This window comes from Capnocytophaga cynodegmi DSM 19736, from assembly GCF_000379185.1.
Lineage (GTDB): Bacteria > Bacteroidota > Bacteroidia > Flavobacteriales > Flavobacteriaceae > Capnocytophaga > Capnocytophaga cynodegmi.
In genome coordinates, this window is sequence record NZ_KB900705.1 from 1 (window position 1) to 25,148 (window position 25,148).

Annotated in this window: 27 protein-coding genes; 20 read left to right on the forward strand and 7 right to left on the reverse strand. The window is 32.5% G+C overall.

Going from position 1 to position 25,148, the window contains the following annotated elements:
- Window positions 1–366: 366 nt before the first annotated feature.
- Window positions 367–591, reverse strand: coding sequence for a hypothetical protein (locus YW9_RS0102285; protein WP_018278561.1), 225 nt, complete (start codon window positions 589–591; stop codon window positions 367–369).
- A 195-nt stretch (window positions 592–786) separates the two neighbouring features.
- On the opposite strand from YW9_RS0102285, the gene recO reads away from it, so the two are divergent.
- The 9 genes from recO to YW9_RS0102330 all read left to right on the forward strand — a co-directional run bounded on the left by recO (window position 787) and on the right by YW9_RS0102330 (window position 7,957).
- Window positions 787–1,503 carry a DNA repair protein RecO gene (gene recO / locus YW9_RS0102290; RefSeq protein ID WP_018278562.1) on the forward strand — a complete coding sequence of 239 codons (717 nt, stop codon included), beginning with the start codon at window positions 787–789 and terminating at the stop codon, window positions 1,501–1,503.
- A gap of 204 nt (window positions 1,504–1,707) precedes the next feature.
- Complete coding sequence (locus tag YW9_RS0102295) at window positions 1,708–2,958, forward strand: dihydroorotase (protein ID WP_018278563.1); 1,251 nt, start codon at window positions 1,708–1,710, stop codon at window positions 2,956–2,958.
- Window positions 2,959–3,023: 65 nt separating this feature from the next.
- Window positions 3,024–3,683: an alpha/beta hydrolase gene (locus tag YW9_RS0102300; RefSeq protein WP_026193754.1), complete on the forward strand. Its 660-nt coding sequence runs from the start codon at window positions 3,024–3,026 to the stop codon at window positions 3,681–3,683.
- Window positions 3,684–3,724: 41 nt separating this feature from the next.
- The gene (locus YW9_RS0102305; RefSeq protein WP_018278565.1) at window positions 3,725–4,618 is read left to right on the forward strand and encodes an ion transporter; all 894 of its coding nucleotides are present in this window, start codon (window positions 3,725–3,727) and stop codon (window positions 4,616–4,618) included.
- Window positions 4,602–5,528 (forward strand): tRNA (adenosine(37)-N6)-dimethylallyltransferase MiaA, encoded by a 927-nt coding sequence (gene miaA, locus YW9_RS0102310; protein ID WP_018278566.1) that lies wholly within the window; start codon window positions 4,602–4,604, stop codon window positions 5,526–5,528. Before YW9_RS0102305 ends, miaA begins: the two co-directional genes overlap by 17 nt.
- A gap of 139 nt (window positions 5,529–5,667) precedes the next feature.
- Window positions 5,668–6,042 carry a large conductance mechanosensitive channel protein MscL gene (mscL, locus tag YW9_RS0102315; protein ID WP_018278567.1) on the forward strand — a complete coding sequence of 125 codons (375 nt, stop codon included), beginning with the start codon at window positions 5,668–5,670 and terminating at the stop codon, window positions 6,040–6,042.
- Between the two features lie 119 nt (window positions 6,043–6,161).
- Complete coding sequence (locus tag YW9_RS0102320) at window positions 6,162–7,046, forward strand: DnaJ C-terminal domain-containing protein (protein WP_018278568.1); 885 nt, start codon at window positions 6,162–6,164, stop codon at window positions 7,044–7,046.
- A 3-nt stretch (window positions 7,047–7,049) separates the two neighbouring features.
- Window positions 7,050–7,319: a chaperone modulator CbpM gene (locus YW9_RS0102325; protein ID WP_018278569.1), complete on the forward strand. Its 270-nt coding sequence runs from the start codon at window positions 7,050–7,052 to the stop codon at window positions 7,317–7,319.
- A 35-nt stretch (window positions 7,320–7,354) separates the two neighbouring features.
- The gene (locus YW9_RS0102330; protein WP_018278570.1) at window positions 7,355–7,957 is read left to right on the forward strand and encodes a thioredoxin family protein; all 603 of its coding nucleotides are present in this window, start codon (window positions 7,355–7,357) and stop codon (window positions 7,955–7,957) included.
- Between the two features lie 18 nt (window positions 7,958–7,975).
- Here the strand turns inward: YW9_RS0102330 and lpxB are convergent, their stop codons facing one another.
- The 6 genes from lpxB to YW9_RS0102360 all read right to left on the reverse strand — a co-directional run bounded on the left by lpxB (window position 7,976) and on the right by YW9_RS0102360 (window position 15,391).
- Window positions 7,976–9,094: a lipid-A-disaccharide synthase gene (gene lpxB, locus YW9_RS0102335; protein WP_018278571.1), complete on the reverse strand. Its 1,119-nt coding sequence runs from the start codon at window positions 9,092–9,094 to the stop codon at window positions 7,976–7,978.
- A 17-nt stretch (window positions 9,095–9,111) separates the two neighbouring features.
- Entirely contained in the window at window positions 9,112–10,551 is a 1,440-nt protein-coding gene (locus YW9_RS0102340) for an LptF/LptG family permease (RefSeq protein ID WP_026193757.1), read from the reverse strand.
- Window positions 10,552–10,642: 91 nt separating this feature from the next.
- Entirely contained in the window at window positions 10,643–11,287 is a 645-nt protein-coding gene (locus YW9_RS0102345) for a LolA family protein (protein WP_018278573.1), read from the reverse strand.
- 84 nt (window positions 11,288–11,371) lie between these two features.
- Complete coding sequence (locus YW9_RS0102350) at window positions 11,372–13,765, reverse strand: FtsK/SpoIIIE family DNA translocase (RefSeq protein ID WP_018278574.1); 2,394 nt, start codon at window positions 13,763–13,765, stop codon at window positions 11,372–11,374.
- 82 nt (window positions 13,766–13,847) lie between these two features.
- Window positions 13,848–14,345, reverse strand: coding sequence for a thiol peroxidase (tpx, locus tag YW9_RS0102355; RefSeq protein ID WP_018278575.1), 498 nt, complete (start codon window positions 14,343–14,345; stop codon window positions 13,848–13,850).
- A 140-nt stretch (window positions 14,346–14,485) separates the two neighbouring features.
- Complete coding sequence (locus YW9_RS0102360) at window positions 14,486–15,391, reverse strand: YitT family protein (RefSeq protein ID WP_026193758.1); 906 nt, start codon at window positions 15,389–15,391, stop codon at window positions 14,486–14,488.
- A 198-nt stretch (window positions 15,392–15,589) separates the two neighbouring features.
- Here YW9_RS0102360 and nusB point away from each other — a divergent pair, with 198 nt between their 5' ends.
- The 11 genes from nusB (at window position 15,590) to lepB (ending at window position 25,139) form a co-directional block, all read left to right on the forward strand.
- Entirely contained in the window at window positions 15,590–16,534 is a 945-nt protein-coding gene (nusB, locus tag YW9_RS0102365; protein WP_026193759.1) for a transcription antitermination factor NusB, read from the forward strand.
- Window positions 16,535–16,583: 49 nt separating this feature from the next.
- Window positions 16,584–16,871, forward strand: coding sequence for a preprotein translocase subunit YajC (yajC, locus tag YW9_RS0102370; RefSeq protein WP_018278578.1), 288 nt, complete (start codon window positions 16,584–16,586; stop codon window positions 16,869–16,871).
- Between the two features lie 113 nt (window positions 16,872–16,984).
- Entirely contained in the window at window positions 16,985–17,344 is a 360-nt protein-coding gene (locus YW9_RS0102375) for a YraN family protein (RefSeq protein WP_018278579.1), read from the forward strand.
- A gap of 92 nt (window positions 17,345–17,436) precedes the next feature.
- Window positions 17,437–18,099, forward strand: a complete 663-nt coding sequence (locus YW9_RS0102380) for an aspartate kinase (protein ID WP_026193760.1) — start codon at window positions 17,437–17,439, stop codon at window positions 18,097–18,099.
- Window positions 18,100–18,147: 48 nt separating this feature from the next.
- A complete protein-coding gene (gene gltX / locus YW9_RS0102385) occupies window positions 18,148–19,650 on the forward strand; it encodes a glutamate--tRNA ligase (RefSeq protein ID WP_018278581.1) in 1,503 nt (500 codons plus the stop codon).
- Window positions 19,651–19,667: 17 nt separating this feature from the next.
- Window positions 19,668–20,600 carry a prolipoprotein diacylglyceryl transferase gene (gene lgt, locus YW9_RS0102390; protein ID WP_018278582.1) on the forward strand — a complete coding sequence of 311 codons (933 nt, stop codon included), beginning with the start codon at window positions 19,668–19,670 and terminating at the stop codon, window positions 20,598–20,600.
- Between the two features lie 5 nt (window positions 20,601–20,605).
- Window positions 20,606–21,130, forward strand: coding sequence for a DUF192 domain-containing protein (locus tag YW9_RS0102395; RefSeq protein WP_018278583.1), 525 nt, complete (start codon window positions 20,606–20,608; stop codon window positions 21,128–21,130).
- Window positions 21,131–21,150: 20 nt separating this feature from the next.
- On the forward strand, window positions 21,151–21,684 hold the full coding sequence (gene idi, locus YW9_RS0102400) for an isopentenyl-diphosphate Delta-isomerase (RefSeq protein WP_018278584.1): 534 nt from the start codon (window positions 21,151–21,153) through the stop codon (window positions 21,682–21,684).
- 80 nt (window positions 21,685–21,764) lie between these two features.
- Window positions 21,765–22,856 carry a DNA polymerase III subunit gamma/tau gene (dnaX, locus tag YW9_RS0102405; RefSeq protein ID WP_018278585.1) on the forward strand — a complete coding sequence of 364 codons (1,092 nt, stop codon included), beginning with the start codon at window positions 21,765–21,767 and terminating at the stop codon, window positions 22,854–22,856.
- Between the two features lie 206 nt (window positions 22,857–23,062).
- The gene (locus YW9_RS0102410) at window positions 23,063–23,467 is read left to right on the forward strand and encodes a hypothetical protein (RefSeq protein ID WP_231555653.1); all 405 of its coding nucleotides are present in this window, start codon (window positions 23,063–23,065) and stop codon (window positions 23,465–23,467) included.
- Window positions 23,468–23,579: 112 nt separating this feature from the next.
- Window positions 23,580–25,139 (forward strand): signal peptidase I, encoded by a 1,560-nt coding sequence (lepB, locus tag YW9_RS0102415; RefSeq protein WP_018278587.1) that lies wholly within the window; start codon window positions 23,580–23,582, stop codon window positions 25,137–25,139.
- Window positions 25,140–25,148 lie beyond the last annotated feature (9 nt).

Here is a 25,148-nt window from a genome sequence, read left to right on the forward strand (position 1 = left end):
TAGTTGTAACTAATCACAAAGTTACGGAAAATTGAAAGCAATTTACAACATAATAATAATTATATCACCTTTTTGCACCGTTGTAACTAATCACAAAGTTACGGAAAATTGAAAGCAATTTACAACATTTTCCCATTACATAAACAATTTCATTTTGTTGTAACTAATCACAAAGTTACGGAAAATTGAAAGCAATTTACAACATGTTCAAATTTCAAAAAATCTTAAAATGGGTTGTAACTAATCACAAAGTTACGGAAAATTGAAAGCAATTTACAACCTGAACGTATTTTGTACCTGCTGACCATTTATAATAAGTACTCCTTTTGTGGTAATGGTATTTTCTGAAAGGACAGAAAAAATGAGTTAATGAATATCCTTTTTTTTGTCGAGAAGTTTTTGACGTTCTCTCTTGAATTTTCTGTTGTTACGAACTTCAAATTCTATAATTATGTAAATAATCCACAACACAACAGCCCCTACAATAATATACCAATATTTAAATAGATACCATACGATACCTGTGAGCAGGGCAACAAAAACAATAATTACGCCCCAAATAAAACTTCCTAAACTATTAGAATTTTCCATAACTCAACTTTTTACATTATAAATTTACTTCCTTTTTTTATATAAAACCCAACGATAACCGTAGGAAATCAGTTCTTCAGTTGTAACCAGCCACAAAGTTACCAAAATTTGAAAGCTTATCACAACTATTTTTGTCAAATTATAAATACTTCATATCTTCGCATTGCTTTCAATGAAAATAATAATAGGATAAAAATGTACTCAGCAACTAAGGCAATTGTAATTTCAGTTTTAAAGTATGGAGATAATAGCTTGATAGTTAAATGTTTTACTCAGGAATTTGGTGTTCGCTCTTATCTGTTGCAAGGAGTTTTATCCTCAAAAAAAACTACTTTGAAACCAGCTCTTTTTCAGTCTTTTATGCAGTTGGAGTTGGTAGTAAGTAACAGAAATACAGATGCTTTGGAACGTATTAAGGAAGCCAAAGTTGCTAAAATATATCAGTCCGCCCATACAGATATTTACAAAAGTTCTGTCGTAATGTTTTTATCCGAAATTTGTTCCTTTGTTTGTGTAAATGAATATGCCGAACCCGAGTTATACCAATTTTTGGAAGAAAAGCTTTCTTTTTTTGATAAAAATGAATTTATTCCAAATTTTCATTTGAAATTTTTAATTGATTTAACTCGATTTTTAGGATTTTATCCAGATATTTCCAATGAAGAAAACTCATTTTTCAGTCTGGAAGAAGGAATTTTCAGTAATTCTGATGAAACAAAGCATTCGATTTCAGGCAAGGATCTCATCTTTTTTAAAGATATTATTTCTTCAGAATATTCTGATTTGCATAAAGTTAAATCTTCAAAAAATGAAAGAAATATTCTTCTAAGCCATATTTTAAAATATTATGAGTGGCATTTTCCAGGCTTCAGAAAACCGAAATCTTTAGATGTTTTACAAGTTTTATTCTGACTTCAATTTTTTGAAAGGTTCTTCCTTTTTGTGGATAAATTTAAAAGTTCCATTATTAAAAATAGCTTAAAATTTTATATAGTTCATTTTTTAATCTTAACTTTGCCAATTGAGAATAAAATTTTCAAAAATATTAGATTTCTCAATAACTTTTAATGGTTTTATAATTTTCCTTTTTACAGCTCTTTAGATACAAACTTAATTATGAATATATTAATCAAATCTGCACAAATTTTAGATAAACGAAGTACTTTTCATAAATCTACTAAAGATATTCTGATTTCTAACGGAATTATTGTGAAAATTTCAGAAGCTATATCAACCGAAAATGTGGATAAAGTGATTGAAAATGTGTATGTTTCACAAGGTTGGGCTGATAGTAGTGTTTGTTTTGGAGAGCCAGGATTTGAAGAAAGAGAAACTCTGGAAAATGGAATGAAAACAGCTGAGAAAAGTGGTTTTACACACGTGCTTGTCAATCCACTAACCAATCCAGTGACAGACACAAAAGCTTCTGTTTTGTACATCAAAAATCAAACGAAAGGCTTTGTGGCAACAGCACACCCTATTGGAGCTTTAACAGAGCAGAGTAAAGGGGAGGCTTTGGCTGAATTATTTGATATGAAAAGTGGTGGAGCAGTGGCTTTTGGTGATTACAAAAAAGCTATAGCAAACAATAATCTACTCAAAATAGCATTGCAATATGTTCAGAATTTTGGAGGAATAGTGATTTCTTTTCCAAATGATTCAAAAATAATGGGAAAAGGTGTTGTTAATGAGCATATTTCTGCAACTAAATTAGGATTAAAAGGAATTCCTGCATTGGCTGAAGAACTTTGTGTGACTCGTGATTTGGCGGTACTGGAATATACAGGCGGAAAGTTGCATATTCCTACTATCTCAACAGCGAAGTCTGTGCAGCTGATTCGCGAGGCTAAGAATAAAGGACTTGACGTAACTTGCAGTGTAGCAATTCATAACATTCATTTTACAGATGAAGTTTTAGAAGGATTTGACACTAATTTTAAAGTATTACCGCCATTGCGTGATAAAGAAAATGTTGAAACTTTGCGTAAAGCCTTAAAAGATGGAACTATTGATTTTGTAACATCTGATCATAATCCGTTAGATATTGAGTTGAAATTCAAGGAATTTGATTACGCATCGTTTGGTACAATTGGTTTGGAAAATGCTTTTGGTATTGTAAATCAGTATGTTGATTTAGAAACAGCGATTGAATTGCTTACTTCGGCTCGTTATCGATTTGGAATAAAAACAGAACCTATATCTGAAAATATTCAAGCAGATTTGACATTATTTACTCCAGAAGGAAGCTACATTTTTGAAAAAGAAAATATTCTATCAACTTCAAAAAATTCAGCTTTTTTGGGAGAGACCTTGAAAGGAAAAGTTATAGGTGTTATAGCTAATAATCAATTTGTTATAAACGATTAGTTTTCAGAATATGGAAAATTGATGACTTGTAAACTAAGAAAATAATTAAAATAGAAAACTAAAATATGGAAACAAACAATTCTTTGCCTCTAAAGTACATTATGCGTGAGCCTTTAGTAAAAGTCAAGCGTTCCCCCGTTATTTTTATGCTTCACGGTTATGGAAGTAACGAAGAGGATTTATTTTCTTTTGCAGAAGAATTACCAAAAGAATATACAATTATTTCATTAAGAGCTCCTTATAGGCTTCCTGAATTTGGATATGCTTGGTATTCAATAAATTTTGATGAAGAGCAAGGAAAGTGGAGCAATAACGAACAGGCTGTAAAGTCACGTGATTTAGTAGTAGATTTTATTGATGAAGCTTGTAAATTATTTAATTTAGATACAAAGAATATCACTTTGTTGGGTTTCAGCCAAGGAAGCATTCTCAGTATGGCTCTTGCTATTTCGTATCCTCGTAAAATTCGCAATGTGATAGCTTTAAGTGGATATTTGAATTTGGAAATTTTAAAAGAAGATTATGCCAAAGAAAATTATTCTGCTTTACACTTTTATGTTTCACACGGCACCAGCGATCAGGTAATTCCAATCGAGTGGGCAAGAAAAACACCTGAGTTTTTAGAAAACTTAGGAATTGAGTATGTGTATGAGGAATTCCCTGTCGGACACGGAGTTTCTCCACAAAATTTTTATTCTTTTAGAAATTGGCTTTCAAATAATTAACTAAAAATTTGATGAAGTATTCAGTGTAAAATCCTTAAATTATGCGAGGTGTAATAAAATCAAAATACGATATTTTAAAACAACAGGCGTACGTTATTATTTATGGTACCAATACGCCTTTGGGTAAGCTTTTTGATATTGTTTTGTTGGTACTTATCTTCCTCAGTGTGATTATGGTAATGTTAGAAACTGTGAAGGATATTGATCATCAAGCTCACGGAACTTTAGTGTTTTTGGAATGGTTTATCACGGTTTTTTTTACACTTGAATACATCTTACGAATTATTTCCAACAGAAAACCTTTGCAGTACATATTCAGTTTTTATGGAATAATTGATTTGATTTCTATTTTGCCTATGTACTTGTCATTTTTTATTCCTGGTTCGAAAGCCCTTTCTGTGGTTCGAGCCTTACGTTTGTTGCGTGTTTTCCGTATTTTGGAACTTGCAAATTTTATGAATCAGGGAGAAGAACTGAAAATGGCGTTGCGAACCAGTCGAACCAAAATAATGGTTTTTATTTATTTTGTTTTGGTAATATGTATTCTTTTGGGTTCGTTGATGTATGTTATTGAAAGTGAGGAAAGTGGATTTACCAGTATTCCTCGTAGTATTTATTGGTGTATAGTAACTTTAACCACAGTAGGTTACGGAGATATTGCTCCAGCAACAACACTCGGGCAAATGGTGGCTTCCTTTGTAATGGTTTTGGGATATGGTATAATTGCCGTTCCAACAGGAATTGTTACAGCGGAATATTCACGGGTAAAAACAAAAAATTTTACCATTAGAGAAAGTGATGAATATCAAAAAGAGCAAGATATAGATGTGATTATATGCCCGAATTGTAGCAACAAAAATCATCAACAGGGAGCTAAATTTTGTTGCAAATGTGGAGTATTGCTAGGAAGAGAAAAAGATGATGAAAGAATGTGATAATTTGTTGATAACCATTGTCGGACCCACTGCTATTGGTAAAACATCTTTAGCAATAGAATTAGCAAAACAATTTGATACAGAGATTATTTCGTGTGATTCTCGTCAGTTTTTTAAAGAAATGAAAATTGGCACAGCTGTTCCAGAATTGACTGAATTGGAGGCTGTAAAACATCATTTCATTCAACATAAAAGCATTTTTGAGCCTTATTCTGTAGGAGATTTTGAGCGTGATGCAATCAGACTTCTTGATGAACTCTTTGAAAATAAGAAGGTTGTGATAATGGTAGGAGGAAGTGGGCTTTATGCCGATGCAGTTATAAAAGGACTTGATGAATTTCCTGAGGTTCCAGAGGAAGTTCGAGAAGAATTAAACCAGAAATATCTTCAAAATGGAATAGAATTTTTACAAGAAAAATTAAAAAAATTAGATTTTGAGCAATATTCTCGAATGGATACACAAAATCCGCAACGATTAATTCGGGCTTTGGAAGTTTGTTTGGTAAGTGGGAAACCATACTCTTCTTTTCTGAATAAAAAACAAGTAATAAGAAATTTTTCAAATATAGAAATTGGGCTTACTGCTGACAGAGATATTGTTTATCAGCGAATTAATATGCGAGTTGAACAAATGTTGGAGAAAGGCTTACTTCGTGAAGTTCAAGAATTAGTTCCTTATAAAAATTTAAATGCTTTACAAACAGTTGGTTATAAAGAGTTATTCGATTTTTTTGAAGGAAAATACTCATTGGATTTTGCAATAGAGGAAATCAAGAAAAATACTCGGCGTTTTGCCAAACGACAATATACTTGGTTTGGTAAAAATCAAAATATTAAATGGTTTGATTATCGGTGCGATGTATTGGATATTTTAAAAGAAATAAACTTTTACAAGAGAAACTGTAATTAATATTATTTATCTATTCATACTTCAAAATTATTAAAGTTTTATTAAAAATTGCAATTTTGTTTTTTTTATATTTCTTTTCTAATTACATTTGTCCCGAAGATTAAATTAAAATAATTTTAAAACAAAAAATCAAGTAGTTATGGGATTTTTAAAAGAATTTAAAGAATTTGCAGTAAGAGGAAATGTTATTGACTTGGCTGTCGGTGTTATCATCGGAGGAGCTTTTGGTGCAATCGTTAATTCATTGGTATCAGATGTGATTACACCATTGTTACTAACTCCAGCTTTGGAAGCCGCAGGAGCAAATAAATTAGAAGAACTCGTTTGGAATGGAGTATCTTATGGTAAGTTTTTAGCAGCTGTTATTAACTTTATTTTCATTGCTTTCATATTGTTTGTGATGATTAAAGGAATTAATAAAATGAAGAAAAAAGAGGAAGCAGCTCCGGCAGCTCCAGCAGGACCTACACAAGAGGAATTACTTGCAGAAATCAGAGATTTATTGAAAAAATAATAGAATTTGGCATATACCGCAACTTTTGTTTAAGGCTATCTTTTTTAAGATAGCCTTAATTTTTTGTCTTTCTGTTTTTATTGTTTTATATTTGTGGCGACACTGCTAATTTTTTTTATATGGTATATGTAGACTACTATAAAGTTTTGGGAGTTGAAAGAACAGCAACTTCTGAAGAAATAAAAAAGGCGTATAGAAAACTAGCCAGAAAATTTCACCCAGATATGAATCCTGGTGATAAAGTTTCAGAACAAAAATTTAAAGAAATTAACGAAGCTAACGAGGTTCTCAGCAATCCAGAAAGTCGGGCAAAGTACGACAAATATGGGGAGAATTGGAAACACGGAGAAGAGTACGAAAGTGCGAAACGTCATTATTCAAGAACTGGTTTTGACGAATCGGATTATGAAAATGCATCAGATTATTCCGACTTCTTCAGAGATATGTTTGGAGGGGCAGGTTTCGGAGAAAGTTCCTATAGCCGTGCTTCGGGTAAATTCAAAGGGCAAGATGTTTATGCTGAAATGTCGCTTTCTTTCAGGGAGGCAGCGAAAAAACAACAAAAGATGTTTTCTGTCAACGGGAGAAATATTCGTATAACCATACCAGCTGGGGTTTACGATGGTCAGCAAATAAAGTTGAAAGGTTATGGTAGTAAGGGATTCAATGGAGGACCTAGTGGAGATTTGTACATAACATTTAATATTCAGCCTGATGCTCAATTTGAACGTGTAAATAATGATTTGAAAACCAAAGTTTTGATTGATTTGTATACCGCAATATTAGGCGGAGAAATTGAGGTGGAAACTTTGGAAGGAAAAGTAAAACTAAAAGTACAACCCGAAACTCAGAATGGAGCAATTGTGCGTTTAAAAGGAAGAGGTTATCCTATTTATAAGAAAGAAGGAGAGTTTGGAGATTTGTTTATCACATATGAAGTTCAGCTACCTAAAAACTTGACAGATAAGCAAAAAGATTTATTTGAACAACTTAAAAATTCATAAATTATGGAAGGAAGAATTTCAAGAGAAGAAATTATTAGGATATACAACATTGAAGTTACTTTTTTCGATGAATTGGAAGCTTGTGGATTAATTCAAACTGAAATGATTGATGAGGTTATTTATCTAAACTATGAACAATTGCCTAATTTTGAACGATTTACTAATTGGTATTACGATTTGGAAGTGAATATGCCGGGTCTGGAAATTATTAACAGATTACTAAATCAAATTCAGTCATTACAACAAGAAAATAGAAAATTATTAAATAGATAGAATATTTCTTACCTTTGCTAAAAAATTAATTTCATATGGAGAAAAAGCAAATTATTCAAAAAAGTTTGTTGAATAGCATATCTTACACCACTTATCGGAATATGATTGATAAGATGGTTGAAGAGGGCAAAACCAGTGGTCCAGAACAAACACAAGCACTCATTGACTACACAGCACTTAATGAGAAACGTTATAAAAGATTGGATAAAACTATAAAAATATCAGAAGAAAAGGCTGAATTTTTCAAGAATTATTCAAAAAGTGTTACTTTTCTTATAATTACAGAAACTTGGTGTGGAGATGCTGCTCAGATAGTTCCTGTTATTAATAAAATAGCAGAATTGAATCCTAAAATTACGGTAAAATTAGTGTTCAGAGATGAAAATGAGGAACTTATGAATTTATTTCTCACTAATGGAGGAAAAGCAATTCCAATTGTTGTAATTTTAGATTTGGAGGATAATGTGTTAGCTTCGTGGGGTTCCCGTCCGTCAATTGCTACTAAAATGGTAGAAGATTACAAAGCTGAACACGGAAAATTATCTACAGAATTTAAAGAAGAATTACAAAAATGGTACAACCAAGATAAAGGAAACAATATAATTGATGATTTTATTAAAATATTGAGTGAGAAATAATTAATTTTTTTGAAAAAGCTATTTGTAATTAACAGAATTAATAATCAACTCGGCGGTACGGTCACTAGCACCTGAACCTCCGAGTTTTTTTCGTAATTCACTATAATCTTTCAGCATTCTTTCTCTGTTATTTTTATCCAAAATTTTATTCAATTCAATTTTTAAATTAGCTTTATTGAATTCATTTTGAATTAGTTCTGTAACAACTGGCTTATCCATTATTAGATTTACTAATGATATGTATTTCAGATTAATAATGCGTTTAGCGATTTGATAAGATAGCCAATTTCCTTTGTAACAAACCACTTCAGGAACGTTAAAAAGAGCAGTTTCCAGCGTTGCCGTGCCACTGGTTACTATTGCGACGGTTGATATAGATAGCAATTCGTAGGTTTTTCCACTCACAAAACGGACATTTTCCTTATCAAGGAATTGTTTGTAAATTGATAATTCCTGAGAAGGTGCTCCAGCTATTATGAACTGATATTTATTATAACTTTCTGTAATAGAAGTCATAATGGAAAGCATTTTTGAAATTTCTTGTTTTCGACTACCTGGTAAAAGAGCGATGACAGGGCGACTGTCTAATCCGTTTTCTTGCTTGAAAATGATTTCATCTACCTTTTCATATTGTGTGATAGCATCGAGCAAGGGGTGCCCCACAAAATGCACAGGAAACTGATGTTTCTTTTCGTAAAAATCCTTTTCAAAAGGTAAAATAACGTACATATTATCAATGTCACGTTTTATTGCTTTGATGCGATTTTCTTTCCAAGCCCAAATTTGTGGTGAAATATAGTAGTCTGTTTGGATTTTCTGCTGTTTAGCCCACTTTGCAATTCGCATATTAAAACCAGGATAATCAATGAAAATTAATACATCTGGTTGATAGTCAGTAATATCTTTTTTGCAGAAATGAATATTGTTCAAAATGGTTTTTAGATTGGTAACAACTTCCCAAAACCCCATAAAGGCCAAATCACGATAGTGTTTAACAATCTTTCCGCCGACTTGTTGCATTTTGTCGCCACCCCAGAAACGAAACTCTGCTTTTGGGTCTTTTTTTATGATGGATTTCATCAAATTGGCTCCGTGTAAATCACCAGAAGCTTCACCTGCAATAATGTAATATTTCATCTGTTTTTGGGAAAAGTTTATTTTTTCTTTTTCAATTTGTTAAATAAACGACTAATTCGTTCAAATTGGAAAATAGGCTTATCTGTTGCCACGCGTGAAGTTAGGTAAAATCCTAAAGGTAACATAGCCAAAGTAGAAATCCACGGGGCAAGTACAGGGCTTATGGTATTGTTTTCTGCAATATTCTTGATGAACATACCAATAAAATGATATGACAAAAAGAGAAACATTGCCACAACCAAAGGCAAACCAATTCCTCCTTTACGAATCAAAGCACCCAAAGGAGCTGCCACAAAAAATAGTACAAAACAAGCTACAGTAAGAGCAAATTTGTCATTAAGAATAATAATGTGCAGATTCATAAGCTTGTAACGATATTCCACTTCGCTTTGTCGAAATTCGAGGTTATCAAACTGACTTTTATTGTTACTAATAGCGACATCCCATACTTGAATTTTTTTGTAATCATCAAGGAGATTAGTTAAATCATCAATTGATTTTACATCAAGTTTTTCTTTGTTTTCAGAGTTTTTGTTTTCCGCTGTTGTACTCAGATTTAAAATTCCAGTACGGCGGAACATACTATTTCCTTGATCAGTCAGATTTTGTTTGAAGTCTGTTTTTAAAGAATCAATCGCATAGTTTAACTGACCTACATTCATCATTTTATAGGTTGTTATATCTGATTTTTCGTTAAAATCTACATTATTCAGATGAGAAAGGTCAAGGTTAATAATATATTTTTTGAAGTGAACTTTCGCAAAGGGAAATCTTTCTTGTTGTGCATAATTTCTTGCTTTGATGTCCTCATAATAGGTACCATCTTCAAGAATTAATTGAAGAAAATCATTATTGTTTCCGCTTTTTAATTCTCCTTTCTCTGCATTGATAACCACTCTGTTAACTTTATCTGGAGTCTTTTTATGTATGATAACTTTTTCAAGGAATTCGTCATTCTCGCCGTGTTTATTGTTAACTTTTATGCTTATATCATCACCAATATTTGAGAAAATTCCTTCGGGAATAGCCATAGCAGGTTTTACTTTAGCAATGTTTCTTCGTAATGTATACGCTTCTCGATAAGCCACAGGAATAACGTTATTTACCAAGAAAAAAGTAATCCCACTTAAAATTACCATCAGAATGATTAAAGGACGCATTATCCTCATCAATGAAATTCCAGAGGCCTTCATTGCGGCAAATTCGTAATGCTCAGCAAAAGCACCGAAGGTCATTATGGAGGAAACAACAACAGCCAACGGCAAAATAATGGGAATCAATTGTGGAATGAAAAGCAGTAAGAATTTACCAATCACCCATAATTCCAAACCACGCCCAGCAAGTTCATCAATGTAGGTCCAGATAGTTTGGAAAATAAAAATAAGAATTAAAATGGAAAGAGTTCCCAAAAAATTTTTTAGGAACTGCGTCAATATATATCTATCTAAAATTTTCAAAGTTTACGTTTTACAATTCTCAAATTCGATATTTATTCAGTATTTTGCTGAAAAGCTCTTTTCAATTTGAATTTTCAGAAAGCTAAGAATTCTACAATTCTGAAATATAATACCCTTCCTTTTTATATTTTTCTTTGTCAAATTTGAAAAGATTAGCAGGAACAGGCTGATTGGTTTTAAAACTTGTTACGGTAATAGTTGTTTTTGTTCCATTTTTTCCAATTTCAATCAGGTTATAGATGTGTTTTGTTTGTACATCAATTCCTAATAAGATTTGTTTTATTTCAGAATTTGCTTTTTGAGGTTTTAACTCAATGTATTGAATTTTTCTTCCACGTACATTTTGCTCAATATCCCATTTGTAATTATATCCTTTTTTATAAAAAGTCAGCATCTTTGAAGGCGTGATGGCAGCATCATCTTCATTAGATGTTGTTTCTATAACAACTTCTTCATTTTCAGGAACTATTGTGTACGTTTTGTTTCCGTCATATATTCTTGTGGAGCCCAAATAGTTTAAAACATATTTGTTTTTGGCCAAAGTGACATTTCCTTTTGTTTCTTGACTAATATTTTCAGCCATATTGTCCAAATTATACTTAAAATCAATGTAAATATTTTCGTAACTTGTGATTTTGCTATAAACTTCGTCTAACATTTTTTTGGCTCTATCGCTATTTTGTCCGTTTGCAAAAAATCCACATAATGCGATAAATACTAAAAATATTTTTTTCATTTCAATTTATTTTTTTGATGTTGTATTTGTTATATCAATAATTGTTCCAAAAAACTTAATTTATTAATTTACAATTAAAAAAGACTACATTCCTTCCAAAAGTCTGTCCAAAGATGTAATATCTTGTATTAAAACTTGTCTTGCTTTGCTTCCTTCAAACGGACCTACAATTCCTGCGTGTTCTAATTGGTCAATGAGTCGTCCTGCACGATTGTATCCCAGTTTTAATTTGCGTTGCAGAAGTGAAGCAGAACCTTGTTGCGCATTGATGATGATTTCAGCTGCTTCTCTAAAGAGTGGGTCTCTGTCTGATGGATCAAAATCTAAATCAGAAACTTCGCTCTCGCCTCCAACATATTCAGGCAATAAATAAGCATCTGCATACGCTTTCTGAGCTCCAATATATTCCGTTATATGATTTATTTCAGGAGTATCAACAAAGGCACATTGAATACGAATAGGCTCGTTACCTTGTGTGTAAAGCATATCACCTCTACCTATAAGTTGTTCTGCACCAGAACCATCTAAAATAGTTTTAGAATCAATTTTTGAGGTTACACGAAAAGCAATCCTTGCAGGGAAGTTCGCCTTGATAATACCCGTAATAACGTTTACGGACGGACGTTGAGTAGCTATAATTAAGTGAATACCAATGGCTCTGGCTAATTGAGCTAAACGGGCAATGGGCAATTCGACTTCTTTTCCAGCAGTCATAATAAGGTCAGCAAATTCATCGACAACCAGTACAATGTACGGCAAGAAACGATGTCCTTCATTCGGGTTTAATTGTCGAGCTTTGAATTTGGCATTGTATTCTTTGATATTACGAACCATTGCATTTTTCAGAAGTTCATATCGGTTATCCATTTCGATACAAAGAGAATTCAACGTATTGACTACTTTTTTATTATCAGTAATTATAGCATCTTCACTATCAGGTAATTTTGCTAAAAAATGGCGCTCGATTTTGTTGAAAAGTGTAAGTTCTACTTTTTTAGGGTCAACAAGTACAAACTTTACTTCGGCTGGGTGTTTTTTATAGAGTAATGATGTAAGTACCACGTTCAAACCAACTGATTTTCCCTGTCCAGTAGCACCAGCCATTAAAAGGTGTGGCATTTTGGTTAAATCGGCAACAAAAGTTTCATTACTGATTGTTTTTCCGAAAGCCACAGGAAGCTCCATCTCAGCGTGTTGAAACTTTGGAGAAGTAATCATCGAACGCATAAAAACCGTTGTAGGTTTTTTGTTAGGAACTTCAATACCAATAGTTCCCTTTCCAGGAATGGGAGCAATGATACGAATTCCTAATGCAGCCAATGAAAGAGCAATATCATCTTCCAAATTTTTGATTTTTGAAATACGGATACCTGCAGCAGGAACGATTTCATAAAGCGTAACGGTAGGACCAATGGTAGCTTTTATTTGTGAAATTTCAATTTTATAGTCCTTAAGTGTTTGAACAATAGTGTTTTTATTCTCCTCTAATTCTTCTTGATTGATGATGATTCCGTTATCTTTCGGTTCAATTAATAATTCAATTGAAGGGAATTTATATTCACTTAAGTCCAAACGAGGGTCATATTCTCCATAATTTTCTACTAATTTTTGAGCTAACAATTCTGGATCAATTTCCTCTGTTTTTGGTTTTTCTACTTCAAAGTTAGGTTCTTTTATATTTGTAATGAAGAAATCATTTTCAATTTCAAGCTCTTGTGGTTTTTCATTTTCGATATTATCAAGAAAAGGAATTTCCTTTTTATGGGTGAAAACATCTAATTTTTCAGCTTCTTTTTCTTTTGTAAGAACACTATTTTTATTGATTTCGATATCTTCTTTATTATCAGTATTTTTGATTGTATTTTCTACATTTTGTGTTATTTTATCTTTTTTAAATTTTGAAAATATATCAGAAAAAATAGCACTAACTTTTTCTGGTGTAAGGTTAGCTTTGAAAACGATGTATAAAGTTAAAAATAATAATAGAAGTAATATCGTGCCAAAACGCCCCAAATAATCTTGAAGAAAATGATTGATTTCGAATCCTGAAACACCTCCAAGAATACTTGCTTTTCCTGAAAAGAAACCTAAAAACGTAGCAATAAAAATAGTCCATAGAGCTCCCCAAAACCATCGGTTCAGCATAGGAATTTTTAAGTTGAAAGTGATTTTTAGTCCTGAAAGAAACAATAAACTTATAGGAATAAGCGTAGCCAGACCAAAACCTTTATAGATGAAAATATACCCTAAATAAGCACCTATTTTGCTGGTAAGATTGTTTGCTTTCTCCTGCCGATTGCCAACTTCAGACCAAATACTCTGGTCGGTTTGCCAAGTAAAAAAATAGGACACAAATGTGATGATTAAGAAAAGGGAAATACCGATCAGAACGATTCCAAAAATTAATTTTCGTTGTTTTGATTTATCAGACTGATTTTTAGGTTTTTTATCCGTTTGCTTTTGCTTTTTTTGTCCCATTTATATGAAATTGAAAATAGAAATGAAAAAATTGAGAATGAATTTTCTTTCATCCTCAATTTATTGATTTTAAAATATTGTATTATTTCAGTTTTGCTAGTGCAGCCTCATAATTAGGTTCGTTCGCTGTTTCGCTTACTTGTTCAGTATGAATAACATTTCCTTCTTCATCTAAAACGATTATGGAGCGAGAAAGTAGGCCTTTTAAAGGTCCGTCAATAATTGTAACACCATAATTATTTCCAAAATCTCCTCTGAAATCAGAAAGCATTACTAAGTTATCAATACCTTCTGCACCACAAAAGCGATTTAATGCAAAAGGCAAATCCTTTGAAACACAAAGTATTTTTACATTTTTTAGGTTACTTAGTTCTTTGTGGAATCTGCGAACAGAGGCAGCACAAACTCCCGTGTCGATGCTTGGAAAAATATTCAAAACAACTCTTTCTCCTTTAAAATTGCTTAAAGAGACTTCTGCTAATTCTGTTGAAACGGCTGTAAAATTAGGTGATACATTACCTACCTTTGGTAACTCTCCTTCAGTATGGATAGTGTTACCTTTTAGTGTGATTGTTGCCATAAAATTTTGAGTTCTAAAAATTAATGAATACGGGCAAAGGTAATATAAAAAAATGGAAAAGCGAAGAGCAAAAATAAAAAAGTCCGTAGCTTAGAATATTTGTAAAAAACTACGGACAAAAAACACTGTTTATATTTCAATTAATTAAGCTTGTCAAATCCTTTTCCGTAAACGCCCATTACAGTCGCTTTGGTTACAAATGCTTCAGGGTCAATGCTTCCTACTAATCGAAAAATGGAAGTAGCTTCGGTTCGTCGTGCAATTACAATTACCACTTTCTGAGGTGTTTGAGAATACCAACCGAGACCATCAATTACTGTGCAACCACGTTTTATTTCCGTGTTAATGTGGGTAGCAATTTCATCGTAATGTTTTGAGAAAATGAATAACTGAACCGATTGACGAGCTCCATTTATAACAATTTCAACCATTTGCCACATCAAAGGCAAAAGAATTAATCCATAAATGGTTCTTTCTAAAGTTTCTTTATCGCCATCTAAAATAAAATACGATGACACAACTATCAGAACATCAACGATTAACAAAATACGAGCAAGACTAATGCGATAATACTTTGTTACTAAAGCACCTATAATGTCCGTTCCTCCCGTACTTCCATTTACTGAGAAGACCAATCCCAGACCTGTACCGCAAAAAAGTCCTCCTACAATTGCAGAAAGAAATCCATCTCTAACTGGTGGGTTTTCAGAGAAATATGGCTGTAAGTAAGATTCCCCGAAACTCAGCATCAGTGATAATAAACCTATTCCCAATAGTGTTCGAATAACGTATTGGCGGTTCACAGCACGGAAAGCGATTGCTAATAAAACAATATTTACCACCAAACTTGTTTTCCATATTTCAATGTCAGTTACATATTTAACGATGATAGAAACTCCTGAAAGTCCGCCAGTTACAATTCTGTTCGGTAGAATAAATCCAGTTAACCCAATAGTAAAAAGAGCTAATCCTAAAATGATTGTTAAATAATCCTTGATGTAAAAAGACTTCAGGTATTTAATGCTACGACTTTTATTTTTTTCCATACTTTTCTGAGATGTATTCATTTGTTATTTTTTGGTGCAAAAGTATCAATATATTTCAATTGTAAAGCGTTTTTGTGGTCTTTTTTTTCCATATTCTCAAAATGAACTTAGAGTTTGTTTTTTTGTTTTATTTTTCTACTTTTGCACCAGAAAAATAATACTGATAATCAAAACCATATTTTTATAGTTCTTAAGTTTATGTTAACACGAAGACATATCAGAGTGAAGGTGATGCAGTCCGTTTACGCAATGACACAAAGTCAGAGTCAGAGCTTGGACAAGGAATTAAAATTTTTACAAAATAGTACAAGCGATACATTCAAACTTTATTTGTTAACCTTTTCTCTTCTGAAAGAGCTTCATAATATGGCTGTTACGCAATTCGAAGTTGCACAGAAGAAATATTTAGCAACAACACAAGATAAGAATCTGAATAAAAAAATAGTTGATAATCAGGTTTTTAATCTCATTTCAAAAAATGAAATGTTGCAAGATGCAATTAACAACGCTCAAATAAATTGCTGGGATTTGGATAGCGAGTATGTTAAAATTATTTATAAAAAAATTATAGATAGTGATATATACAAAAGGTATGCATCTGAAAAGAAATCTGATTTCGACATAGATAAGGATTTTGTTGTTGATATTTTCAAGGAAATAATCGCTCCTGATGATAAGATTTACGATTATATAGAGGGATTTAACTTAACTTGGATAGATGATTTTTCAATAGTTAATACATTCATTTTAAAATTATTGAAGAATTTGAGATCAGATAGTAACGAAAAGTACTTTGTACCAAAACTTTTCAAAAATGATGATGATAAACTATTTGCAACTGACCTGCTAAAAAGGGTAACATTAAATGATGAAAAACTACAAAGCTATGTGAACGAAAAAACACTTAATTGGGATAAAGATCGTATAGCTGTGTTAGATAATATAATCATAAAAATGGCTATTTGTGAGTTTTTGAAATTCCCAACAATTCCTGTAAAAGTAACTCTAAATGAGTATCTTGAGATAGCCAAGGAGTATTCAACAGAAAAAAGTAGTATTTTTATTAATGGAATTCTTGATAATTTATCTAAGGAATTTCAAGAAAAGAAAGAACTTAATAAAATAGGTAGAGGACTACTCTAAAAAATTTCAAAAAAATAGATATAAAAATAATTTTAAATTAATAACAACAATGACAATACTTAATCAATTCGCACCAATTATACTACTGTTGGCGGTAGTTTATTTTCTTATGATTCGTCCGCAGATGAAGCGACAAAAGCAAGAAGAAAACTTCGTTAAAGAAATGAAAAAAGGAGATAATGTAGTGACTAAGAGTGGTATGCACGGACGTATAGTTGAGCTTACAGATGATAGTTGCGTTATAGAAACTCTTGCTGGTAAAATAAAATTTGAGCGTTCTGCTATTTCTATGGAAATGTCAAGAAAATTGAACGCACCTAAAGAAGTAAAAAAGTAATTGGATAGAAAATTTAATTATAACTTTGAAAGAAATCCGTGAGTGTTTTGTCATTTCACGGATTTTAAGTTTTTGTTTGATAGTGTTTTAAGAAGTTATAAAATCGTATAATTATGGCAATTCATAATGAATTTGGCAAAGAAGCCGAACAAATTGCAGCGAATTTTTTGGTAGAGAACGGGCATCAAATTTTGGAACGTAATTTTACATTCGGACACGCCGAAATTGATATCATTTCGCAAAAAGGCAATATCTTGCATATAACTGAAGTAAAAGCCCGAACTTCAACAGCTTATGGAGAGCCAGAAAGTTTTGTTAACAAACAAAAAATTGACCTGATAGTAAGGGCTGCAAATCATTATGTTGAAAAAAAAGATTTGAACTTAGAAGTTCAGTTTGATATTATTTCAATTGTTAAAAATAGTTTTGAATTTACTATCAATTACATAGAAGATGCTTTTTATTCTTTTTGAAAGTTAAAAAAATAAAAAAACAAAATCATTGTTACAAAATTATTTTTTATTGTACTTTTGTAACAAAAATAATCTTTTTAGAAAATAATCTGATGAAAACAGTATCGTCTGCCGTTGAAAATTATATTAAATCAAAGCCTTTTTTGCAAACAGCTCTCTCACAAGGGATTATAAATTTGACTTCTCTTGCACGTATCATTCGTAAGGAAATTCAAAATGATACAACAAACCGAGAGGTGCGTAATGGAGCAATTGTAATGGCTTTGAAACGTTTGTCTACCGATATGGAGTTTCGTTCAACTCATCGTATTGTCAGGGTTTTGAAAAATATCGGAGAGATTATAGTTCGTTCTAATTTAACGGATTATACTTTTCTGGTGTCCGAAACAATCTTGAATAGCCAAGCTGAACTACTGAAAAAAATTCAAAATTCTAAGGATATCTTTTATACAACATCAAGAGGAGTAAATGAAACTAGTTTGATTGTTAGTAACTCCATAGAGGCAACTGTTGAAGAAGTTTTCAGAAATGAAAAGTGTCTGCATAAATTCACTAATTTGGGCTCAATAAGTGTAAAACTTCCTGAGGAAAATGTCTCTGTACCAGGTATTTATTATTTTATATTTCAGAGATTGGCTTGGGAAGGAGTTTCAATGAATGAAGTGATTTCTACTGCGAATGAATTTACTATTATTGTTCCTGAATATCAAGTAGATGTAGCATTCAAAGTAATTAAGGATTTGAAATCATTGTAATTAAACCGAAGATTGTAAAGATAATTACTAACCACTAAGATATAAATTATGGTAAGAGTTCGATTTGCTCCAAGCCCAACAGGAGCACTACATATAGGCGGAGTACGTACCGCTTTATTCAACTATTTATTTGCTAAAAAACACGGAGGAGAGTTTTTACTTCGCATAGAGGATACTGACCAAAATCGGTATGTGGAAGGTGCTGAAAAATACATCATTGATTCACTAAATTGGTGTGGAATCCCGTATGATGAAGGTGTTGGAAAAGAGGGAAAACACGCTCCATATCGCCAAAGTGAACGTAAAGAAATCTATAAAAAATATGCCGATGAACTTCTTGAAAAAGGTTGGGCATACTATGCGTTTGATACAGCAGAGGAACTTGATGATTACAGAAAAAAGTATGAAGCAGAAAGTAAAACGTTCATTTATAATTGGAGTAATCGGCAACAATTAAAAAATTCGTTAGCCCTCACCAAAGAGGAAGTTCAGAAGAGAATCGAAGGAGGAGAGGAGTTCGTAATTCGATTTAAAATGCCACACGATGAAGTTTTGAAAATGAATGACTTGATTCGTGGTGAAGTGACTGTTGATGCCAAAACGTTAGATGATAAGGTTTTATTCAAAAGTGATGGGATGCCAACATATCACTTAGCCAACATCGTTGATGACCACTTGATGGAAATCTCACACGTAATTCGTGGTGAAGAATGGTTGCCATCAATGCCTTTGCACGTTTTGTTATATCGTGCTTTTGGATGGGAAGCTCCACAGTTTGCACATTTGCCATTGATTTTGAAACCCGTAGGGAATGGAAAATTAAGCAAACGTGACGGAATTAAATTAGGTTTTCCTGTTTTTCCAATGGATTGGCAGGAAGAGAACGGAATGCTAAAAGGATTCAGAGGAGAAGGATATTTTCCAGAAGCTTTGGTTAACTTTTTAGCACTTTTAGGTTGGAATCCTGGTAATGATGAAGAAATTTTTTCATTGCAACAACTTACTGAATTATTTGACTTAGAGCGGGTTCATAAAGCAGGGGCGAGATTTAATATCGAAAAAGCTCAGTGGTTTAATCATCAATATTTGCAGAAAAAATCAAATGTTGAGTTAGCTCGTGAATTTGAAAAAATTCTTTCTGAAAAGAATATTTCAAGACCAATCGAAATAATAGAAAAAGTAGTTGCATTAATTAAAGAAAGGGCAACTTTTGTTTCTGATTTTTGGGAATTAGGGAATTATTTTTTCCAAAAACCCGAAAAATATGATGAAAAAGCCTTGAAAAAACAATGGAAAGAGGATACAAATGTAATTCTTTCCGAGGTAGCTGAAATCGTAAATTATACAACGGACTTTTTTTCTTCAGTTTTAGAAGAAAATGTTAAAAAATACATCTCTGAAAAGGGTTACGGATTTGGACAGGTGATGCCTCCACTTCGTTTAGCTTTGGTGGGTGAGATGAAAGGTGTACACATATTTGATATTATGGAAGTTATTGGCAAGGAAGAAACCCTCAGTCGATTATCAACCATTTTGAAAGAAAACAAATAATTAAAACGTTAAATTTGATGATACTTTTGAATTTTATCTGGAATCCAGATGAGGCTTTATTTACAATTCCTGTTGTTAACATAAGTCTACGTTATTATAGCTTGATGTTTGTTGTGGCTTTTGGTTTGGGTTGGTATTTGATGAAGAAAATTTATCTCAATGAAGGAAAAACTTTACAGCAATTAGATACACTATTCATTTACACGGCTTTAGCTACACTGATAGGGGCTCGTCTTGGGCATTGTTTCTTTTACGATTGGGATTATTTTAAGAATCATCTCTTAGAGATATTTTTGCCTGTTCGATTTGAACCTGAATTTCAATTTACTGGATTTTCAGGTTTGGCGAGTCACGGAGCTGCAGTAGGAATTATCATTGCGATGATTTTGTATGTCAGAAAGTATAAAGACATCTCTCTTTCGTGGATTTTGGATAGGGTAGTGATTCCTATTTCTATCGGGGGAATGTTTGTGCGATTTGGAAACTTCTTCAACTCTGAAATTAACGGAAAAATAGTGGACGAAAGTTTTCCTTTAGGAGTAAAATTTGTTCAAGGAGGAGCGATTTCTTCTCGTGAGGCAATGAAAATCGCAGGAACGAATACACCTAATGAGGCTTATGATTTAATTGCTTCCGATCCTCGTTTTTCTGAAGTGTTGGCAAGTATTCCATATCAACATCCAGCTCAGTTGTATGAGGCGTTTGGTTATTTTATATTGTTCTGGATTTTATGGTATTTTTATTGGAAAACTGATAAAAAACAACAACCTTATTTCATTTTTGGTTTGTTTTTAGTTATTCTTTGGGGTATTCGTTTTGCGGTAGAATTTGTAAAGGAAAGCCAAGGTGGGTTTGAAAGTACTTTAGGATTATTTTCAACGGGGCAATGGTTAAGTTTACCTTTTATAATTGCTGGATTTTATTTATTGTTCAAGAAAAGTAAAGCATAAAAAATATGAATTTTTTTAGAAAATATTTTGTACATTTTGCGTTAGGGTTTGTGGGACTTGCAATATTGGTGTACGCTCTATCAGGGCTTATTTCTTCTGAGGAAAAGAAGATTACATTTCAAGAAAATGAGATTAAAGCTCCTGAAATTGAGTTTACTAAAGAAGCTGAATTGTCAATTTTTAAAGATGGTAATTTACTCAAGAAGATAGATGTAGAGTTTGCCAACACACCTGAAGAAACAAGTTTGGGGCTAATGTATCGTAAGGGAATGGACGAAACTCAAGGAATGTTTTTTATTTTTCCTGAAGAGGAAATGCGTTCATTTTATATGAAAAATACCCAGTTTTCGTTGGATATCATTTATTTGGATAAAGATAAAAAGGTTGTTAGCATCGCCAAAAGAGCTAAACCTTATGACGAAACTTCGCTCCCATCGGAAGGACCTGCGATGTACGTTTTAGAAATAAACGGAGGATTATCGGATAAATGGGGAATTGAAAAAGGAGATATAGTTCAAATTAATGAATAAGAATTTGTTGCACAATATCAATGGAAGAAGAAAAAGTAATATTGGTAGATGAACAAAATAATCCTGTTGGCTTGATGCCTAAGCTGGAAGCACATGAAAAAGCGTTACTTCATCGGGCTTTTTCTGTTTTTATAATGAACCAAAAAGGAGAAGTAATGTTACAACAAAGAGCCTTGCATAAATATCATTCTCCTGGTTTGTGGACAAATACTTGTTGTAGCCATCAGCGTGAAAATGAAACGAATGTGGAAGCAGGAAAACGACGTTTGCAAGAAGAAATGGGATTTATAACCGAGCTGACAGATGTTATTTCTTTCATTTATAAAGCTCCTTTTGACAATGGACTTACAGAGCACGAATATGACCACGTTTTGCTTGGATATTATGAAGAAAACCCAAACATAAACCCAGAAGAGGTCGCTGATTGGAAATGGGAGCTACCTGAAAATATCAAGAAAGATATTGAACAAAATCCGCAAAAATACACCGAATGGTTTAAAATTATTTTTGAAAAATTCTATGATTATTTGTTCAGTAAGGAAATAGAAAATTAAAAATTAGGGAACTTAATCTCAGAACTTTTTTAGGAGATTAAGTTTTTGTTTTTTTGCATAAAACGTTTTATTTTTGCAGTATGAATCATTTTGTAGTATCCGCAAGAAAATATCGTCCGCAGTCATTTCGTGATGTAGTTGGGCAACAAGCAATTACAAGTACACTTATGAATGCCATTGAGAACAATCATTTGGCTCAGGCACTCCTCTTTACAGGACCTCGTGGTGTAGGGAAGACTACTTGTGCTAGGATTTTGGCAAAAAAAATTAACGAGCAAACTTCGGAGGTACAAGATGATAATGACTTCGCATTCAACGTATTTGAATTAGATGCCGCTTCTAACAATAGTGTAGACGATATCCGCAGACTTATCGATCAAGTGCGGATTCCGCCTCAGGTAGGAAAATACAAAGTGTACATTATTGATGAGGTGCATATGCTTTCAACGGCAGCCTTTAATGCTTTCCTAAAAACGTTAGAAGAACCCCCAAAACACGCAATTTTTATTCTGGCAACAACTGAAAAGCATAAAATTATTCCAACAATTCTGTCAAGATGTCAGATATTTGATTTCAAGAGAATTACAGTAAATGATGCTCGTGAATATTTAAAGTATATTGCTCAAGAACAAGGTATTGAAGCTGAAGCTGAAGCACTTCAAATTATTGCTCAAAAGGCAGACGGAGCGATGCGTGATGCTCTTTCTATCTTTGATAGAGTAGTTAGTTTCTCAGGGAATAAAATTACGCGTCAGGCTACTTCTGAGATATTGAATGTACTTGATTATGAGACGTATTTTACTATTACAGACCTTATTCTAGAAAATAGACTTCCTGAGTTATTAAAATCTTTTAATGATATTATTTCACAAGGATTTGATGGTCATCATTTTATATCTGGTTTGGCAAGTCATTTCAGAGATTTGATGGTTTGTAAAAATCCTACCACGATTTCACTTATGGAAGTAAGTGAGGAGACTCAAAAAAAGTATCTGCAACAAACTCAAAAGGCTTCTGTACCTTTTTTGATGGAAGCCATCACCATTGCTAACGATTGTGATCTGAAGTATAGAACCAGTAAAAATCCGCGATTATTGGTTGAAATTGCATTGATGCAACTTGCTTCTCTGACCTTTGAAGGTGATAAAAAAAAAATGATGGACGCTTCATAATTCCAGCATACATATTTAATAATCAACCAGATTTAAAGGAAGAAAAGCACTCTGACCAACCTACTAATGAGGACAAATTAAATGCACAAACAGCAACTTCCAGAATTCAGCATAATATTCCAAAAATAACAAAACAAGAACGAAATCAGGTAGTTTCAAGTTTTTCAATACGCAGTATTCAATTAAAAACTGAAGTAAAGAAGAATTTGAAAGAGGATATTATCGACCCAAATTCTTTGCCACGAGAGGAGTTTTCCGAAGTCGATTTTTTTCGTTTTTGGAATGCTTACATTGAAAGTTTATTAGCAAAAGGAGAACGAATTCAGGCTTCCTATTTTCAGATGAGCGTTCCCGAACTTAAAGATAAAGTTATTCATTTAGAGGTTTCTAATAGTACTGCTTATACAGAAATTTCTAATAATGAGGCCAGATTACTTGATTTTTTACGAAAATCATTACGAAATTATGATATTTCGTTAAAACTTATTAAAAATGAGGAATTAACCAAAAAAATCTTAGTTACTCCTGATGATAAATATGAAAAATTACTCGAAATTAATCCTTTACTAAAAGAATTTCGAGAAGCATTTAATTTGAATTTAGGATTTTAGTTATGTTTTTAGTAATTATAAATATTCTAACTTTCGAACTTGAAAAATACTAAAATAGAGTTTATATGAAATAAATTTCTATATTTGTGATGTTTAACTTAAAAAACAGATTATGTTATATATTTATATTCTTATTATAGCTCAGATAATCAGTGGATTATATTTTTGGAAAGGCTATGAAAAAGCAGGTTATAAGGCTTGGCAGGCTTTTGTACCTTTTTATAATAATATTATATTTTTAAGAATTATAGAGCGTCCGTGGTGGTGGCTTTTTCTGATGTATTTGCCTGTAATTGGGAATATTATGCTCATCGTAATGAACTACGAATGGTTACACGTTTTCGGTTATCGAAAAAAGCGATATACTTTAATTTCTGTTCTTACTTTAGGAATTTTTACAGCTTACGTAACTTATTTACCTACAACTAAATATATAGGAAAAGATAATGAAGTAATTAAGAAGAATGTATCTTCGTGGATAAGTGCTACATTATTTGCTGTGGTTGCAGCTTCGGCAATTCATACGTATTTTATTCAACCCTATATGATTCCAACTTCGTCGTTGGAAAAAACTTTGTTAGTTGGTGATTTTCTGTTTGTTAGTAAGTTTCATTACGGAGTACGGGTGCCAATGACGCCACTTTCATTGCCAATGGTTCACGATTCAATTCCGTTAGTGGGTACCAAATCATATTTGAAGGTTCCTCAATTGCCTTATTTGCGTTTACCTGCATTGCAAAAAATTGAGCGTAATGATATTACGGTTTTTAATTGGCCTACTGACACGGTGCGTTTCTTTCGTGATAACTCCAATATTCACGTAGATAAGCCTATTGATAAAAAATCCAATTATGTAAAACGAACCGTAGCCGTACCTGGCGATAAGTTTGAAATCAAAGATGGAGATGTTTACATCAACGGGAAGAAAGAGCTTTATTCTGTGAGAACAAAGTTGCAAACTTCCTATGTGGTTGAAACAAAGCCTAATATTGGTCAGTTAACTCCAGCTTTTATGTATCAACAGTTTGATGTGACTGACTATTTTACACAAATTCAGCCAAATATATATGTGTTTTCATCATTGACGGAAGAAGTTGCCGAAGCTCTGAGAAAAAGCCCTAACGTAGTTTCTGTTAAAAAGCGAATCGAAGAGGCTGGGAAGTATAATCAGGCTGTATTTCCGCATTCTGAGAAATTCCCTTGGAACGAAGACCAGTACGGACCTATAACAATTCCTGCTGAGGGACAAACAGTTACGCTTTCTGTTGAAAATTTACCACTTTACAAAAGAATTATAGAAGTTTACGAGAATAATTCTTTGGAAATCAAAGGTAATGATATTTTAATTAATGGAGAACGGACAAATTCTTATACTTTCAAACAGAATTATTATTGGATGATGGGAGATAATCGTCATAATTCGGAAGATAGCCGCTATTGGGGATTTGTTCCTGAAGATCACGTACTTGGAAAACCTGTTCTGATTTGGATGAGTACAGACAAAAATGCCTCAGGCTTGAACAAAATCCGTTGGAACAGATTGTTTACAACTGTTAATGGGGAAGGAGAACCTGTTTCTTACAGATATTACGCCCTTGTTATCATAGTTTTGGTTTGGGGAGGATATGAATTTTATTCCAGAAAAAGAAAGAAAGCAAAGGATAATAAATAATTTCTTATT